The 16,417-nt window shown below is 57.3% G+C and carries 14 protein-coding genes; 7 read left to right on the top strand and 7 right to left on the bottom strand.

Annotation, left to right across the window (positions count from 1 at the left end; translation table 11 throughout):
- The first annotated feature begins 15 nt into the window (after positions 1-15).
- From hemW to IE099_RS12215, 3 genes are all read left to right on the top strand, one after another.
- Entirely contained in the window at positions 16-1,143 is a 1,128-nt protein-coding gene (gene hemW, locus IE099_RS12225; protein WP_189570224.1) for a radical SAM family heme chaperone HemW, read from the top strand.
- Between the two features lie 73 nt (positions 1,144-1,216).
- Positions 1,217-1,720 carry a GNAT family N-acetyltransferase gene (locus IE099_RS12220; RefSeq protein ID WP_229809500.1) on the top strand — a complete coding sequence of 168 codons (504 nt, stop codon included), beginning with the start codon at positions 1,217-1,219 and terminating at the stop codon, positions 1,718-1,720.
- The gene (locus IE099_RS12215; protein ID WP_189570223.1) at positions 1,717-1,965 is read left to right on the top strand and encodes a hypothetical protein; all 249 of its coding nucleotides are present in this window, start codon (positions 1,717-1,719) and stop codon (positions 1,963-1,965) included. Before IE099_RS12220 ends, IE099_RS12215 begins: the two co-directional genes overlap by 4 nt.
- 1,015 nt (positions 1,966-2,980) lie before the next feature.
- On the opposite strand, the gene IE099_RS12210 is transcribed toward IE099_RS12215, so the two are convergent.
- The 4 genes from IE099_RS12210 to IE099_RS12195 all read right to left on the bottom strand — a co-directional run bounded on the left by IE099_RS12210 (position 2,981) and on the right by IE099_RS12195 (position 6,985).
- Positions 2,981-3,169, bottom strand: coding sequence for a DUF4250 domain-containing protein (locus IE099_RS12210; RefSeq protein WP_189570222.1), 189 nt, complete (start codon positions 3,167-3,169; stop codon positions 2,981-2,983).
- A 96-nt stretch (positions 3,170-3,265) separates the two neighbouring features.
- Complete coding sequence (gene lpdA / locus IE099_RS12205) at positions 3,266-4,645, bottom strand: dihydrolipoyl dehydrogenase (protein ID WP_189570221.1); 1,380 nt, start codon at positions 4,643-4,645, stop codon at positions 3,266-3,268.
- Between the two features lie 47 nt (positions 4,646-4,692).
- Positions 4,693-6,375, bottom strand: a complete 1,683-nt coding sequence (gene rpiB, locus IE099_RS12200; protein WP_189570220.1) for a ribose 5-phosphate isomerase B — start codon at positions 6,373-6,375, stop codon at positions 4,693-4,695.
- Between the two features lie 142 nt (positions 6,376-6,517).
- A complete protein-coding gene (locus tag IE099_RS12195; protein ID WP_189570219.1) occupies positions 6,518-6,985 on the bottom strand; it encodes a low molecular weight protein arginine phosphatase in 468 nt (155 codons plus the stop codon).
- Positions 6,986-7,092: 107 nt separating this feature from the next.
- Here IE099_RS12195 and IE099_RS12190 point away from each other — a divergent pair, with 107 nt between their 5' ends.
- A complete protein-coding gene (locus IE099_RS12190; protein WP_189570218.1) occupies positions 7,093-7,488 on the top strand; it encodes a transmembrane 220 family protein in 396 nt (131 codons plus the stop codon).
- On the opposite strand, the gene IE099_RS12185 is transcribed toward IE099_RS12190, so the two are convergent.
- The 3 genes from IE099_RS12185 to purM form a co-directional block, all read right to left on the bottom strand.
- Complete coding sequence (locus IE099_RS12185) at positions 7,470-9,398, bottom strand: amidophosphoribosyltransferase (protein ID WP_189570217.1); 1,929 nt, start codon at positions 9,396-9,398, stop codon at positions 7,470-7,472. The two genes, IE099_RS12190 and IE099_RS12185, sit on opposite strands and share 19 nt — an antisense overlap.
- A 543-nt stretch (positions 9,399-9,941) precedes the next feature.
- Complete coding sequence (locus IE099_RS12180) at positions 9,942-11,567, bottom strand: cation:proton antiporter family protein (protein WP_189570216.1); 1,626 nt, start codon at positions 11,565-11,567, stop codon at positions 9,942-9,944.
- Positions 11,568-11,614: 47 nt separating this feature from the next.
- Entirely contained in the window at positions 11,615-12,646 is a 1,032-nt protein-coding gene (purM, locus tag IE099_RS12175; protein ID WP_229809499.1) for a phosphoribosylformylglycinamidine cyclo-ligase, read from the bottom strand.
- 319 nt (positions 12,647-12,965) lie between these two features.
- Between purM and IE099_RS12170 the strand changes: the two genes are divergently transcribed.
- The 3 genes from IE099_RS12170 (at position 12,966) to IE099_RS12160 (ending at position 16,257) form a co-directional block, all read left to right on the top strand.
- Positions 12,966-13,430 carry a hypothetical protein gene (locus IE099_RS12170; RefSeq protein ID WP_189570215.1) on the top strand — a complete coding sequence of 155 codons (465 nt, stop codon included), beginning with the start codon at positions 12,966-12,968 and terminating at the stop codon, positions 13,428-13,430.
- A gap of 641 nt (positions 13,431-14,071) precedes the next feature.
- Positions 14,072-14,869, top strand: a complete 798-nt coding sequence (locus IE099_RS12165; RefSeq protein ID WP_189570214.1) for a PEP-CTERM sorting domain-containing protein — start codon at positions 14,072-14,074, stop codon at positions 14,867-14,869.
- Between the two features lie 281 nt (positions 14,870-15,150).
- Positions 15,151-16,257 carry an Lrp/AsnC family transcriptional regulator gene (locus IE099_RS12160; protein ID WP_189570213.1) on the top strand — a complete coding sequence of 369 codons (1,107 nt, stop codon included), beginning with the start codon at positions 15,151-15,153 and terminating at the stop codon, positions 16,255-16,257.
- The last annotated feature ends 160 nt before the right edge of the window (positions 16,258-16,417 follow it).

Raw genomic sequence — 16,417 nt, 5'->3', positions numbered from 1 at the left:
CGCTAAGGAGACGAGGTGTCGGAACCGCTGAGCCTCTATCTCCACCTCCCCTTTTGCCACAAGATCTGTCCCTACTGCTCTTTCTACAAACACACGCCCGGCAAGACGGACTTTACCGCCTTCATCGATGCGCTGTTAGAGGAAGGGCGACGAAAGAACGAGGAACTGGGAGCGCCGGCGATTCGCACGGTCTACCTGGGGGGCGGAACTCCTTCCCTTCTTTCGGAAAAGCACCTGAGCCACCTCTTCCTCGGGCTGCAGGAGGTTTTCGATTTTTCCCAAGTGGAAGAGGTCGACCTGGAGGCCAACCCTTCCACCTTTCATCTTTCGAAGGCTCAGCTTTTTCGCGAGCTGGGGGTTTCGCGGGTTTCCCTGGGGGTGCAGTCCTTCCAAGAAAACGAGCTCAAGGCCCTCGGGCGGGACCACACGGCGGAGGCGGCGGCGGAGTCCTTCAAGCTGTTGCGCGAGGCGAAAATCCCGAGCTGTAATCTCGACCTCATGTTCTCGGTCCCCCACCAGACCGAGGAGTCGTGGCAGGACAATCTCACCCAGGCCTTGGCGCTGAAGCCCGACCACATTTCCTGCTACAATCTGACCTACGAAGAGGACACCGCATACTTCGAGCAATTCGAGAAAGGTGAACTGAGCGACGATCCCGACCTCAACGCCCGTCTCTTTACCCTCGCGCACGAGACCCTGACCTCGGCCGGGTTTCGCCACTATGAGACCTCGAACTACAGCACGCCGGGGCATCATTCACGGCACAATCTGAGCTATTGGGAAGGCCGCAACTATCTGGGTCTGGGGCCCTCGGCGGTTTCGACCATCAAGAGCCACGGCTCCGACTGCTTTGCGACACGGTGGAAAAACGCGCCCGACACCCAGCGCTACATTCAGCAAATCCAGTCCGTGGGTCACGCCATGCACGAGAGCGAGCACCTCAGCGAGGAGCAATTTAATCTGGAGCGCATCGCCCTGCTGCTCCGCACCGATACGGGGTTGCCTCTGCGCTATCTTCCCGAGGGAGTGAGCTGGCAAATGCTACTTGAGCACGAGCTCGCTACTGTCAGCGAGTCCCACCTGACGCTCACGCGGTCGGGCGCGCTGTTGGTCGACGCAATTGCGGAGGAATTGGCGGGATGAGGGTGGTCTTTTCTGTTTTTTCCCTCGCAAGGGATTGGCGACCAATCCAGCAAAACCCGTTCTGTTCATTTTCGTGAATTCTGCCCATAATTCTGGCGTGACGCCGGATGTGCATATCGAACCAGCCACTATTGAGGATCTCTCTTCATTGACCGAACTCGTGGTCGATCTTTTGGAACTGCAGGATGATTTCGTTCCCGACCCTGCCCTGCAGGAAAGAGGGATTCGCCACATTCTAGAAGAACCGGCTCGGGGACGCATCTTTGTCGTTCGGGCGCAGGATCGGATTGTGGGAATGGCGAACTTGCTTTTTACCGTTTCCACGGCGATGGGTGGTTTCGTGTTGATTATGGAAGATGTCATCATCCATCCCGAACATCGCGGTCAGGGCTTTGGTGCCATGCTCTTGGAAGCGGTGATTGCTTTTGCCAAGGAGAAGGATTTTAAGCGCATCACCTTGTTAGCCGATCGATTGTCGAACGATTCGCAGGCCTTTTTCCAGCAGCACGGCTTCCAGTTTTCCAGCCTCATTCCGATGCGCTTGATCCTTACTACGGAATCTCTCAGTGAATCATGACCTCTCTCATCGCCATCACTCCCGCAGATGCCCACGCTCTGACGATGGTGGCGATATTGGCCTTTGCGCTGGGTTCTCTGGTTACGATGTTTCTGATTATGGCGCGCAATGGACGCCGAAACGCGGAGCAAGACCTGCCGGAGTTTCCTGAAGAGAAAGCGCCCAAGAAGCCATCCTCTGCCCGGAAGGAAAAGAGTGCAAAGCCGGTTGCAGAGTGGGAGCGGGATGGCGATTGGTGGAAGTGAAACGGCGGTTGGGCTGTTTTGATAAAACGGTCGCGAATGTTTGGGGGAAGGTCCCGAGGCCTTCGTCCGCGAGAGAACCTTTCGAACATCCCTGAAATCTCGCGGTCCTTTTATCAAAAGGACCCTACCGATGAGGGATTAAGAGTGCGGGGTGCGAGCTTTGGTTATTTGATGGGCTGCTCTCTTTGAATCGCGGTCCCATGAGTTCGAGCAAGCAAGCTTTGATCTTCCCGAGTTGGTGGGAGAACGAACCTGTCCATCCCAGAGCGGCAGCAAGCGGCGCGCACTTCAGAAGATCGCCCAGCTCTCACCATCGCCAAAGAACCTGCGAACGGTAGGGCTGTTTTGATAAAACAGCCGCGAATGTTTGGGGAAGGTCCCGAGGCTAACGCCCTTCGTCCGCGAGAGAACCGTTCAAACATCCCTGAAATCTCGCGGTCCTTTTATCAAAAGGACCCTACCGGTGAGGGATGAAGAGTGCGGGGTGCGGGCTTTGGTTATTTGATGGGCTGCTCTCTTTGAATCGCGGTCCCATGAGTTCGAGCAAGCAAGCTTTGCTCTTCTCGGGTGGGTGGAAGAACGAACCTGTCCATCCCAGAGCGGCAGCAAGCGGCGCGCACTCCAGAAGATCGCTCACCTCTCGCAGTCGCCAAAGAACCTGCGAGCGGTAGGGCTGTTTTGATAAAACAGCCGCGAATGTTTGGGGAGGATCCCCAGGCTAACGCCCTTCGATCGCGAGAGAACCTTTCGAACATCCCTGAAATCTCGCGGTCCTTTTATCAAAAGGACCCTACCGGTGAGGGATGAAGAGTGCGGGGTGCGGGCTTTGGTTATTTGATGGGCTGCTCTCTTTGAATCGCGGTCCCATGAGTTCGAGCAAGCAAGCTTTGCTCATCCCGGATTGGAGGAAGAACGAACCTGTCCATCCCAGAGCGGCAGCAAGCGGCGCGCACTCCAGAAGGTCGCTCACCTTTCACCGTCCGCTGGTTTTCAGGAGGTGTGAGGGACTTGGATGCTAACGAAATTGCTTTTGCTCGGGGCGCCATTCGTAGCCGCCTTGGGCAAGACGGGCTTGGAGCTCTTGTGGCTCGAGATTGTGGGTTTTGCAGAGGTCTTCGAGGCTGCTCGCGTTGTTGCGTAGCTCGGTATTGACCAGCCCCACGAGAAGATGGGGATCCATCGATTGATAGTTGGAGAGATTCATCTTTAACAAAAAAAGAACAGGGACATTGCTGCCCCTGTTCCATTCAAAAAAATCTATCAGGACCACGCAGAGCCTTAAGGGCCCTGCAGCAGAGGCTTAGATGTGAAGGGCGTGGCCGTCGGCATCGAGGGTGGCCTCGTGGATGGCTTCGGCAATCGTTGGGTGAGCGTGGATGGTGCTGTGGATCTCGTCCGCAGTCAGTTCCATCTCCAACGCGAGACCCATCTCGGCGATGAGGTCGGTGGCGTTTTCCCCGATGATGTGAGCTCCTAACAGCTCGCCGTGTTCTTTTCCAAAGAGAAGCTTCACGAAGCCTTCGGTCTCGCCGATGGCCTGGGCCTTACCAAGGGCCTGGTAAGGGAATTTGCCGACCTTGTAGTCCACTCCTTCAGCCTTGAGCGCGTCCTCGGTCTTACCGATGGAAGCGACCTCAGGGTGACAGTAGGTGCAGCCCGGGAAGTTTTCGACGCGACGAGGGTTGTGACCTTCGACGAAGATTCCATCCACACACTGAACGGCCTCGAACATGCCGGTGTGCGCCAACCAGGGAGGTCCGTCGATGTCGCCGATGGCGAACACGTTGGGAAGATTGGTGGTGTAACGCTCGTCAGTCTTGACGAATCCGCGCTCGTCGAGCTCCGGAGTTTCGCCGCCAGGCAAAACGGGGGCGACGCCAATCGCGACGAGACAGGTGTCGGCAGTGATGTCTTGCGTCCCCTTCTTGCTTTCGACGGTCAGGGTTACGCTGTTGCCATTGTTCTTGAAGGCAGTGACCTTGGTGTCAGTGAGGCATTTGACGCCCATCTTCTTGTAAGAGCGCTCGAGGGTCTTGCCCACTTCGCTATCTTCTACGGGAAGAATAGTAGGTTGCATCTCGACCATAGTCACCTCAGTGCCGAAGGCGTTGTAGATGTAGGCAAATTCCACTCCGATGGCACCCGCGCCAATGATGAGCATGGACTTGGGCTGCTCCTTCAGATTCATGGCATGCTTGGAAGATAGAACCGCCTTGCCGTCGAAAGGAAGAGGAGGCAATTCGCGGGGCTTACAACCCGTCGCGACGATGATGTTCTTGGCCTCGAAGACTTCTTTCTTTCCGTCCTTGTCGGTGACGCCGACCTTGCCTTCGCCCTCGATGGAGCCAAAACCACGCAAGTAGTCGACCTTGTTCTTTTTGAAGAGAAACTCCACTCCGCCCGCGAGACGATCCGCCACTTTGCGGGAACGACCAATCACCTCTGACCAGTCGTAGCTCAGGTTGTCGAACTTCATGCCGAAGTCCGCAGCGTGATGCTTCATCTGATGATAAAGGTGGGCGTTCTTGAGCAATGCCTTGGTGGGAATACATCCCCAGTTCAGACAAGTTCCGCCCGCGCGATCCACCTCGACACAAGCTACTTTTTTCCCGAGCTGTCCGGCGCGAATCGCGGCGATATATCCAGCAGGGCCTCCACCGATCACAATCAAATCATACATAGTCAGAGAATTTTCGTTATTAAGTTATTCGTTTCCAGAGTTTACGCTCAGTAGGGCATGGGGAAGGCCTCGTTAAAGGCAAAGACGCGAGACTGGATGTCCGCGAGCTTGGCTTCGTCGTCCTTGTTGGTGAGGGCCTCATAGATCAGGTCGGCCACTTTTTCAACATCGGCCTCTTTCATTCCACGCGTGGTCACCGCCGGGGTTCCGATGCGGATTCCGCTCGGCTTCATGGGGCTACCAGTGTCGAAAGGAATGGCGTTCTTGTTGACCGTGATGCCGACCTTATCGAGGGTAATGCTCGCCTCGTTGCCGTTGATGTCAATGGGTCGCAGATCCACCATGAAGACGTGGTTGTCGGAACCGCCGGAGACGATGCGGAGACCGTGATGGGCAAGGCGATTGGCGAGGGCGCTGGTGTTTTTCACCACCTGCTGCTGATACTCTTTGAAGCCCGGCTTGAGACACTCGCCGAAGCAGACCGCCTTGGCCGCGATGACGTGCATGAGCGGTCCGCCCTGCACCCCCGGGAAAACCCGGCCGTCGATTTTCTTGGCGTGCTCTTCTTTACAAAGAATGATGCCGCCGCGAGGTCCGCGGAGGGACTTGTGAGTGGTGGTGGTGACGAAGTCCGCATGCGGGACGGGATTCGGGTGCACCCCGGCTGCGACCAGACCGGCGATGTGCGCCATGTCGACCATCAGGTAGGCTCCCACGCTTTTGGCAATCTTCCCCATGCGCTCGAAGTCGATGATGCGGGAGTATGCGCTCGCCCCGCTGGTGATGAGCTTGGGCTTGCACTCTTTGGCCAAGGCCTCGAGGGCATCGTAGTCGATGGTTTCCTCGCCCTCGGTGACGCCGTAGTGAACGACATCGTAGAGGCGGCCGGAGAAGTTTGCGGGGTGACCGTGGGTCAGGTGACCGCCGTGGGCCAAGTCCATGGTCAGGATGCGGTCGCCGGGCTTGAGAACCGCGAAGTAAACCGCGGTGTTGGCCTGGCTACCGGAGTGGGGCTGCACGTTCACGTGCTCGGCCCCGAAGATTTCTTTCGCGCGCTCGATAGCGAGGGTCTCGACCTTGTCGACCTCTTCACAACCGCCATACCAGCGCTTGCCGGGGTAGCCCTCGGCATACTTGTTGGTGAGGACGGAGCCCTGCGCTTCCATCACCGCCGGGCTGGCAAAGTTCTCGGAAGCAATGAGCTCCACGTGGCTGCGCTGGCGCGCGTGCTCGCCCTCGATGATGTCGTAGACTTTACCATCGGTGACCGCGAGGCGGCTGCCGGATCCTTTGATGAGACGGCGCTCGTGACGACCGCCTTCGAAAGAGGTTTTCAAGAAAGCCTCAGCCATCGCAATCGCCTCTTCAGAAGAGGCATACATATTCCCAAGACAGAGAACGTTGGCGTCGTTGTGGCTGCGGGTGACGGTCGCTTCCTCAACCGAATTGACCTTCGCGGCGCGAATACCGTGCCAGCGGTTGGCGCTGATGGACATGCCGATTCCGCTTTTGCAAACGAGGATCCCGAAGTCGAAACGACCATCGGTCATCGCGCGACAAACGTCGTTGGCGAAATCAGAATAATCGACCGAATCCTCCTCGTTGGTCCCAAAGTCCTGCACCGTGCACCCTGCCCCTTCCAAGAAGGTTTGAAGGGCTGCTTTAATCTCCAAGCCGCCGTGATCGGCGCCCAGGGCCACTCTGATATTTGGGAATGTTGCCTCGCTCATAGAATCGACAATTCGTCCCCCCTTCCCTGCCCCTTCCCAGCGCGAAAGGCAATTGCGAAAAAAGGGTTTCGAGCCGGTTTTGGGCTAAAAGCAGCAATCCAAGCCGTCCCAAACGAGAGGTCGGCATCTCCGACCCCGTCGCCTAATCCGTTTTCGCTTCCAGAAAGCCCAGGATCCCCGCGATGGCTGCATCCAGTTCCTGTGCGACCTGTTCGTAGGCCGCACGCCCACAGCCGTAAGGGTCGCTGATGTCTTTGCCGACTTCGCCATCGATTTCGGCAAACTCCGCTGCGAGGTAGAGCTTTTCTTCAAATTCGGGAAACATCTGCGCCAGAATCTGATAGTGCCCGCGGGTGAGACAGAAGACGTGGGTCGCCTCCTCGAGAATTTCCTCGCTGGCCATGCGGCTACCGAAGCCGTCGAGGCTCACCCCATTTTTCTGCAAAATTTCCAGGGTCTCGGGACTGGCCGCTGAGCCGTTGTAGGCCGAAACTCCGGCGGAGGACACTTGGTAGTCTTTCCCCTCCGCCGCTTTGCGAAAGAGGCCTTCCGCCATGGGACTGCGGCAGGTGTTGCCGGTGCACACAAAGAGAATATTCGCTTCAGCCATCGCAGGAACTTAAGCGGAAAAACCCGAGGGCAAAACCCTTTTCTTGTCCCCCCCTTGATTGAAAATCTTCTCAATCTGCGTAGGCTGATTGGAAACCATCCCTCTCCATGAAAATCGCCAAAATCATCGTCGGCCTCATCTTTCTCTACTTCATGACGCTGCAGTTCAATGATGCCGCCCAATACGGTAATCATGACTCGTGGTTCTGGATCTTTTTCTATCTGGCCGCCGCAGTTCTGACCGGTGCCATGATCAAATGGAAGCAGCCCAGTTGGTTGCTCCCCACCATCGTGGGCTTCTGCATTGGCTCCGCCCTGTTCCGGATGCAGGACGAGGTGGGCAACTTCGACTTTACCGCACCCTTCCGCGCCACTCCCATCCCCTCACAGATGAACAAGACCACGCAGAAGCCCAACGAAGTGGACGCTCTGCTGGTGGTCGGATTGTGGTTCGGGATTGTCGCCGTTCTCGAACGAAAAAAGAACTACAGCGGCAAGTCGTAGCTGCGCCCGTCCTTGCCCTCGTAGTAGTGCATGTAGGCGGTGTTCGCGACCGCGACCCCTCCTTGCGTCGGGTAGTTGCCGGTGAAGTACCAGTCGCCTGACTCCTCATCGATGGAGGCGTGCAGGTTCGCGATGCCTTGGTAGATGACCTCGATTTCGCCATGCCAATCGATGTCCTCGGGCGTGACCAGCAGCGCGACCTCGGCGGAGATTTCCTCCGGGGTCAGTCCTTCATAGACGCCTTGCACGGCATTGATGCGCTCGTCCGCAGGCTTGGCCATCTCGACCTTGCACTGCTGATAGACCTCTTCCAACAAGGCCGCTTCGCCCCGCTTCTTGCGCAAGCTCTCGGCCGCGCGGAAGGCGATGAACTTGCCCATCTCGGACATGTCGATGCCATAGCAATCGGGATAACGAATCTGGGGCGCTGTGGAGCAAATGACGATCTTGCGCGGCTTGGTGCGGGCAAGGATTTTGAGAATCGACTTCTTCAGAGTGGTGCCCCGAACGATGGAATCGTCCAACACCACGAGGGCGTCATCGGGACCCACTAGACCGTACGTAATGTCGTAAACGTGGGAGACCAATTGCGCGCGTCCTTTTTCCTGCGAAATGAAGGTGCGCATCTTGATGTCCTTGTGGGCAATCTTCTCGCCTCGTGGCCAATTGCTCATGATGAGCTCATCGAGAAGCTCCTCGGTGACGATCCCCTGCTTGGCAGCTTCCGCGATGCGCTTTTTCACCTGATCCCGGCGATAAAGACGCAAGCCATCCATCAAACCGTAGTAGGCCGTCTCGGCGGTGTTGGGGATGAAGGAAAAGACGGCTTTCTCGAAATTGTCGCCGATACTTTCCACAATCTGAGGCACCAGCGCGGCTCCCATGGCCTTGCGTTCTTTGTAGATGCCCGGGTCGTTTCCGCGGGAAAAGTAGATGCGCTCGAAGGAGCAGGGAGAAGGCTTTTCGCCCTTATGAAAGCTGGAACGATGGACCTCCCCCTTGCTGCTGACTGTGATCACTTCGCCGGGAGGCACTTCGTTGATATCGTCTTGCTCGGTCTCGAACACCGTCATCAAAGGCACTCGCTCGCTGGCAAAGGCAATGACCTCGTCGTCCATATACATGAAGCAAGGACGGATGCCGCGCGGGTCGCGGGTGACGAACATGTCGCCATTGCCTACAACCCCGGCGATGGTGTAGCCGCCATCCCAGTTCTCGGCGGACTCGGCTACGATTTTACCGATATCGAGCTCCGAGGAAATCTGGTCCTGCCTGGTCTGGCCATCGACTTCTTCCTCATCGCGCAGACGGCGGTAGATGTCGGTGTGAGCTTCGTCGAGATGGAAGCCCACCTCCTCCAAAACGGTCTGGGTATCGGTTCCGAAGATCGGATGCTGTCCCCGCTCGATGAGCTTGCGGTTGAGCTCTCCCGCGTTGGTCATATTGAAATTTCCCAGCACCAACAAAGTCCGCGTCGGCCAGTTGCTGCGACGGAGGTAAGGGTGACAAGAGCCTTCGCTGAACTCGCCCGAAGTTCCGTATCGCAAGTGCCCCATCAGAACCTCGCCGCCGAAGTCGAACTTGTTCTTGATGGACGCTGGATCCTCGCGGGTGAGCACCTCGTTGCGCTCCATCTTGTTGAACTTTTTCATCTCGCGGCGGAACATGCCCGCCAGAGAATCCTTGGCCGCATCGCGGCGACGGAAGATGTAGGGCTCGCCGAGCGGCATCCCCAGCTTCACACACCCCATCCCGACACCGTCGTGTCCGCGGTTGTGTTGCTTCTCCATCAGGAGCATCAACTTGTTAAAGCCCCACAATGCGGTGCCGTATTTATCGTAGTAATATTGCAGCGGCTTGCGCAAACGCACTACCGCCACCCCGCACTCGTGTTTCAGGAAATCGCTCAAAACTGTTATTCAGTGAACCAGACCCGCGAAAGGTGGGCAAAGTCCCTCCCGATTCCAAGCCCCAATCCATCCTTTGTTACAAAACCCGCTCAAGCTCTGTTCCGTATTGGATTTTTGGCGAAAGTCATCGGTTCCCCAGCAGCTGCGAGAGCTAAGCAACCTTCTGGAGTGCGCGCCGCTTGCTGCCGCTCTGGGGTGGATGTGTCCGTTCTCTCACCCGCCCGGGAAGAGCAAAGCTTGCTTGCTCGACCTCGCACGACTGCGATTTAAAGAGTGATGATCACCGAATAACCAAGACCACCACCCCGCACTTTCCACCCCCGCCGGTAGGGTCCTTTTGACAAAAGGACCGCGAGTGTTCTGGCTCGTCCGAAAGATCATCCCTCGGACGGCAGCTGAAAGCCTGGGGACCTTCCCTCAACATTCGCGGCTGTTTTGGCAAAACTGCCCTACCGCCTGGCTCTCTGCCAACTCGTTGGCAGAATCATGATTCAAAGAGACGGTTCGGTGGGGCGAGTGGAGGCACTCGCGGTCCGGGTCGAGTCAGCGCTCACTTTCATTGCCGGCTTCTTCCCAGGTCGCGACGAGGTCGGGACGCTGTTGCACGAAGACATTGAAAACGTGTCGCGAGAAACTCGCGCCCGCCTGAGTGTAGAGGTTGAAGGCCGCATCGATCCCCAGACTCCGCAGCTCGCGCACTTCCTCATCATACTGCGCACTGGCCACCACCACCCCATTGAAATCATGTCTCTTCAGGGTCTCGATTGCGTGAAGGTTCGACTGATGGGAAGGCATCGCCAGCACCACCAGCTCCAGCCATTCCTTCGGACTAACGCGCTCCCAAAAATCCGAATCAGTCGCATCCGCCAGCATCACGTTGCGCTCTTGCTCGCGATGAAACTCCACTTTGCCCGGATCACGATCGAAGCCAATCACTTGACCCGGAAACCGATGCTCCAGCGAGTGATAAGCTGCCAGACCCACTCGTCCCATTCCGAAAACCGCCACCTTCTCCCCCCGCCGGATGATGGGCAAATCATCCCGGTGCCGCCCGCGGGTTTGCAGCTTTTTCAACGAGTCGCTGATTGGATCGTAGAGCTTCTCCGCCTTCCGATTGAGAGGTGCGGCAATCAAAAAGCTGAGCGAAAGGGCCAAAGCCACCGCCACCAACCACTCCTCGCCAATCCACCCTTTGCCCGCACCCAGCGCCATCACAATGAGCCCGAACTCGCTGTAGGTCGAGAGCGACGCCGCAGCCATCCAGGCGGTGCGCGCCCGGAGCTTAAAACGCGTGAACAAGACCAGAAAGCCCAGCCCTTTCAAGGGAAGCAAAACCAACATCGCCAGCGCCCACCCTACGGCCTTCCACGAGAGCTCGCCCTCCAGCCCGATATTGAGAAAAAAGCCCACCAGAAGAAGGTCGGTGATGCCCGACAAAGACTTCTTCAATTCCTTCGCGCGCGGATGCGTCCCAACCAGAACCCCCATGAAGAGCGCGCCCAGATCAGCCTTCATCCCCACGGAATCAAAGCCTTTGGCTCCCACGACCAGAGCGAGGAAAAACCCACACAAGGCCACCAGCTCACCGTGACCGGAGTGGTTTAAAATCCACCCTAACAGCGGTCTCGCCAGTAGCAGGCCCGGGATGAGAGCGAAGACCCACGGAGACGGAATCACCCCTTTCGAGATGGTCAGAAAAAGAACCGCGACAATGTCCTGCATCACCAGGACCCCAATCGCGAGCCGCCCGTGCATGGCCCCAAGGTCGCCGTTTTCAGTCAGCGCCTTGATCGCAAAGACCGTGCTCGAAAAGCTCAAGGCAAAGGCCACCAGAACCGCCCCCGACCAATCCAGTCCAGCAGCCGGAGCCAGCAGAGCCGCCAACCCCACCATGAGGGGAGAAAAGAGCAGCAGCACCGCCCCGGCGTGCAAAGTCGTGCCCGCCCAGATCTCGGGGCGCAGGAGGTTCTTGATTCTCAGCTTCAGCCCAATGCTAAAGAGCATCAGAGTCACCCCCAATTCGGCGGCTTTCTCAATGGTCTCGCCACCCTCCCGGCCCACGGCCTGAAGGACAAAGCCCGCGCCCAGAAAGCCGACCATGGGCGGCAGACGAAACCGCTGCGCGACGAGGCCGAAACCAAAGGCGAGTGCTATCAGGATGGCGTCCATCTGTGGTCCTTCCTAATGAGCAGTTGCAGGTCAGATTGGGGTCACGATTAGGACGCGACCTTTACCGTCACCCCATCGCCTTCGCGAACGGTTCCCAGCGCCACGCCGCCAGGGCCAGCGGAAAGAATCTTGTCGACCTCGTCAGGCGAGACAATCGCGACCCAACCGATGCCCATATTGAAAGTGTGGAACCGGTCCTCCGCGTCCACGCTCTCGAGCACCTTTTGGCAAACCGCGTTGTCCCAGTGAGGGATGGTCAGGTCCGCCCCTTTCCCCTGGAACAAGCGCTCCAAGTTCTCGGGCAAACCACCGCCGGTGATGTGCGCGTAGGCCTTTGGCGTCACGCCGGCTTCGCGAATCTCCTTCACGACATCATAGTAGAGACGGGTCGGAGCCAGCATCGCCTTTTCCTCCTCCTCAGAAAATTCTCCCGGACGGGAAGCCAGCACGCGCCGCACCAGACTAAAACCGTTGGCGTGAAAACTATCGGAGTGAAAGCCCACCAAGACATCGCCAACCTCCACGGTGGTGGGGTCGATCAAGTCGGGCTTTTCGGCCGCGCCGATACAGAATCCGGAAAGCTCCACCACGTCCTCGGGCACGATGCCCGGCATCTCGGCGGTTTCGCCCCCGGCCAAGATACAGCCGCAGGACTCGAGATAATCACACATTCCGGCGATCAGGCGCACCAGCTTGGCCTCGTCCAATTTGGCAATGCCCAGATAGTCGAGGAACATCAGCGGGTCGCCGCCGGTGGTGATGATGTCGTTGACCGACATCGCCACGAGGTCTTTGCCCGCGACTTCCAGCATATCGTGCTTGAGAAGGAGCTCCAACTTGGTGCCCACGCCATCGCAGCCGGTCACCAGAACCGGCGCCTTGTAATCGCTCAGGTCATAGAGAGCGGCAAAAAGCCCGAACGCCCCAAAGAGCTGGCGCTGTTGCTGGGTTCTCTTCACGTGCGCGCCAATGTCGCCCACAAAAGCTGCTGCCCTGCGCGTGTCCACGCCCGAATCCTTGTAAGTCAGTTCGCCTGCCATCGAAGTGCGCAGCATGGAAACCGAATCCCCCGCTGTCACCCCTTTTTCGCCCCTAGCGTGCCTAAACCTACTTTTTTGCTCTCCAGACCTTGTTCCGGGCAATCTCGGTCCAACCCCGTCTCCCTGAAACATCCGATAGTCTGGCCATTTCAACTGGTAGTGATACTGCGGCTGGCTGCCCTGATTCAAGCCAAGTCCTCAAGCTTCCAGTTTTTCCAGAGACCGGGCTCCCTGCGCTTTGAGCCAAAAATTCACTCCCGAATTTTCTACCCATCCCGGCAAAAAAACCATGCACTCTCCCCCTCACCGTTGTGCAAGGTACCTTCCTGCCACTTCATCAGACAATTACCCGACAACAATGACCGAGCAACAGATCCAAGAGACTCTCACATTTTTCGAGAAAATCGGTATTGAAGCCAGAGAAGTTACTTTCGAAGAAGGCCAAACCTCCTGCGTACCGGGCATCTCCTGCCTCGGTGGAACCTTGAAGATTGATCGCGCCCTCCTTCAGTTCCCTGGAGATCTCTACTACGCCGCCGGACGAATCGCGGCCTCTCTTCCTGCCGAGCGCCCCGACTTGGACGACAACCCGTCGCCACCGCCCGCCCTTGAAATGGCCGCGATGGCCTGGGCTTTTGCCGCAGCCGAAGAGACTGGCGTGGGGGCCGAGCACGTTTTCCACCCTTCTGGCTATCATGGACAAAGCACCGCTCTGATTGAAGCCTACCGTGCCGGCACCGGCCCGGGCATCCCCCTCATCACCTATTTCGAAATGGCGGAGCAATATCCCAGACTCACCCACTGGCTCCGCCCTTCGTCGTAGGTTTAGGTATCTCCGCAAGAGGCCTACCCATCCCCTGCTCCCAATTCATAGACAGGAGAAAGCAGCGTCCCCGTTGCGCCTGACGCTTTCTCCCCAAGGTATTCGGCTCAGATTTTTTCTGCCGTTGATGAGCTACACAAGCTCGCTACGACCCGGCATCTCTGGGTCCAAGCGACCTATCGCCCCATAAGAGACCTTTGGGGCCCGTCCCCGTCCAGCCACACTCGACGCATTGGCCTCTCCTTGGCTAGTCCTCAAAAGGGCCTGCGCATAAATCATTCAGTGAAAGGGTGCTACCGGACTGCGGAATGACCCACAGATCGCAAAATCAGGGTCTTTCTCGCGTTCCCAAAGAGAAAGAAGCGAAGGGTCGCAGTGGGCTTCCCCTGTTTTGGCAGAGGACAAAATTCGGCAACTGAAGTCGGAACCCTTTCAAATTCAGCAAAAATCTACCCCCTCCACGGGTTCAGTCCTCAAAAGTATTGGCCTCGTCGGAGCGAACTGAACGGGAAATAAGTCGATCGTCAAGTCTTGGACCTCGTCTGTCTGTGATTCCCAGCAAAAGTTCAGATTCTTGAAAAATACACATCCATCAACAAAGATACAACATGAAAAATACAGCTAAATTATTAGGAGTAAGTATGGCTACTCTAATAGCCGCCCCTCTCCACGGAGCGATTGTCTATCAAGACACCTTCGATGCCGCCGACGGGATTGGTATCAACACCGGCATCGGTGGAGGAATGGTGAGCGGCACCAACATTACAGCTGCGGACCCCTTCGACGACGCCACTGGCAGCGCCACGGCTCAGACGGACTTTGGAAACCGCCTGGCTTGGGTCCACACCACCAATCAGTTCGACTTGACCGCCGGCTTCACCCTCGACGTGACTTTCACGACCTCCGCACTTGCTGACGCCTTTCCTTCATTCACCTCTTCATTCGGTATCGTTGATGAAGTAACAGCCGCCACTCCCGCTGCAGACGGAACCGGAAACGCCAACAACATCGGAGCTTACTTGTTCTCTAATCAGGATTCCTTGAATACGGTCGGCTTCTCCGCAGCCAACAGACCTGCTCACTCCTCGGGGGATTCTACTGATCAAGGCATCTTCACCGATTTCGGAACCTTGACCCTGGCATCTACTGCTCTGAACACTGCGATCGCTTATGGGACGACCCAAACGTTTTCCATGACGGTGAATGCGGATGGCAGCGCATCTTTCAGCCTGGATGCTGCCAGTGGCACTTTGCCAGCAGGATCACTCTCAAGCTTGTTCACTGACTCGGCGGACGGAGAATTCTACTTCGTAGCCTATTCTCAGGGAAATCCCGGCCTCAGCTTGGGTGATGTGACCATCACCACCATTCCCGAGCCATCTTCCGCCGCTCTACTCGGCCTTGGAGGATTCGCTCTACTGCTGCGTCGACGCAAATAGCCAACCTCCCAGCCAGATCGGAGAACCTCTTCGTGGGCTCACGACTTGACTGCATCCGGAACCTTTTTCCGATATCAGGAGCAGCCCTCGACAGGGCTGCTCTTTTTTGTGCCATTCGAAGTCAAGGACTTGGAAAAACAGGAAAGCGTTCTACCCGCTTCCCCTTGGCCTTCGCCTCTCGAGACTGATTGCAGAATGACCCTCGCGAGCAATTATTGCGGCGAAAATGAAATTCTGGAGGTGGCACAAACGTCCTTCCATGCTTAGAAACGTCCCACGATATGATTCCTACCGAGCACGACGACCCCATCAACGCCAAGATTCTTGAAGTATCCGAAGACCTCGTAGCCGGTTTTCAACGCCACCCCTTCGAAGTGATTGCCGAGAAGTCCGGCGTCGAGCTCGAGGTCGTGCTCGAGCGCATTCGCGCCATGCTCGAAGCGGGAGTCATCCGCCGGGTGCGGCAAACCCTGCTCGCGACCAAATTGGCCCACGGGGCATTGGTCGCCTGGCGAGTGCCGGAGGAAAAGCTGACCGCAATCTTCGACTACATGTTCCAACATGATCCCTTCTCGGGCCACGTGGTCACCCGCTCTACCGACACCGAGGTCTCTGGTTCGGGCTACCGTCTGTGGACCACTTTGAAAGTACCACAGGGCGAGTCTCTCGACCACCACGCGACCGTCCTCAAGGAGATTGTAGGTGCAGACGAGTATATCCTGATGCCTGCCCATGGAGTTTTCGCCCTGGGAGTCGGCCACACCCGCCGCAAAGGACTCGAGCCCGGTGCAAAGGTCGATGCCCCTGCCGAAATGATGACCACCACCACCGTCGAGCTGACCGACGAAGAATGGGAGGTCCTTTTGGCTCTGAAAGAAGAGCTCACGCCTGAGGAAATCGTCTCCAACTGCTGGGACAAGCGCGCCGAAATCGCCGGAGTCTCGCTCGACCGCTTTTGCGAAGTTGCCGCGACCCTCAATGCGAAGAAGGTCATTGGTCGCTTCTCCACCTTCCTCGAACACGTCAAGCCCTCCGAGACCGGCAAAAAGGTCACCCGTTTCAACGGACTTTTCCATTGGGCCGTTCCCGATGGCATGCAGGAACAGGCCGGCGCCGAAGTCGGACGCCACCACTGCATGACCCACGCCTACTGGCGCGAAGGCGGCCCCAAGTTCGGCAACGTCAACATCATGGGCGTGGTGCACGGCACCGAGAAGCCCAAGGTCATGGAGCACAAGGCGGCCATCGACAAGCACCTCGAATCCATTGGGATCCCAGTGAGTTACACCAACGTCTTTTGGGGAGGGCGATCCGAGATCAAGCCCTCGGAGATCTCGCCCAAAGTCTACGCTGAATGGCACGCCAATCCACCCAAGTTCGAGGGGTAGGACATCGCCTAATCAGGCGGTTTGCAAAGCGGGAATTGAGGATAGACCCGCCATGCATTCACAAGGTCACTACCTGTGATCCATCCCTCACTTTTTCCCTTGTCACCCCATCTATCAAGTCTAGTTTTAAGGGTGCAAATGGCGTTTGTCGTTTGCTTAA

Source organism: Roseibacillus persicicus (genome assembly GCF_014651675.1).
In the GTDB taxonomy this organism is placed as follows: domain Bacteria; phylum Verrucomicrobiota; class Verrucomicrobiia; order Verrucomicrobiales; family Akkermansiaceae; genus Roseibacillus; species Roseibacillus persicicus.
Note: the sequence above shows the minus strand (reverse complement) of the source record. Positions and strands in the feature narration are given on the sequence as shown.

Excerpts from the sequence above, each read along its gene's own strand:
- IE099_RS12215 (WP_189570223.1), top strand. The coding sequence starts at position 1,717 with ATGACCTCTCTCATCGCCATCACTCCCGCAGATGCCCACGCTCTGACG.
- IE099_RS12210 (WP_189570222.1), bottom strand. The coding sequence starts at position 3,169 with ATGAATCTCTCCAACTATCAATCGATGGATCCCCATCTTCTCGTGGGG.
- lpdA (WP_189570221.1), bottom strand. The coding sequence starts at position 4,645 with ATGTATGATTTGATTGTGATCGGTGGAGGCCCTGCTGGATATATCGCC.
- rpiB (WP_189570220.1), bottom strand. The coding sequence starts at position 6,375 with ATGAGCGAGGCAACATTCCCAAATATCAGAGTGGCCCTGGGCGCCGAT.
- IE099_RS12195 (WP_189570219.1), bottom strand. The coding sequence starts at position 6,985 with ATGGCTGAAGCGAATATTCTCTTTGTGTGCACCGGCAACACCTGCCGC.
- IE099_RS12190 (WP_189570218.1), top strand. The coding sequence starts at position 7,093 with ATGAAAATCGCCAAAATCATCGTCGGCCTCATCTTTCTCTACTTCATG.
- IE099_RS12180 (WP_189570216.1), bottom strand. The coding sequence starts at position 11,567 with ATGGACGCCATCCTGATAGCACTCGCCTTTGGTTTCGGCCTCGTCGCG.
- IE099_RS12170 (WP_189570215.1), top strand. The coding sequence starts at position 12,966 with ATGACCGAGCAACAGATCCAAGAGACTCTCACATTTTTCGAGAAAATC.
- IE099_RS12165 (WP_189570214.1), top strand. The coding sequence starts at position 14,072 with ATGGCTACTCTAATAGCCGCCCCTCTCCACGGAGCGATTGTCTATCAA.
- IE099_RS12160 (WP_189570213.1), top strand. The coding sequence starts at position 15,151 with ATGATTCCTACCGAGCACGACGACCCCATCAACGCCAAGATTCTTGAA.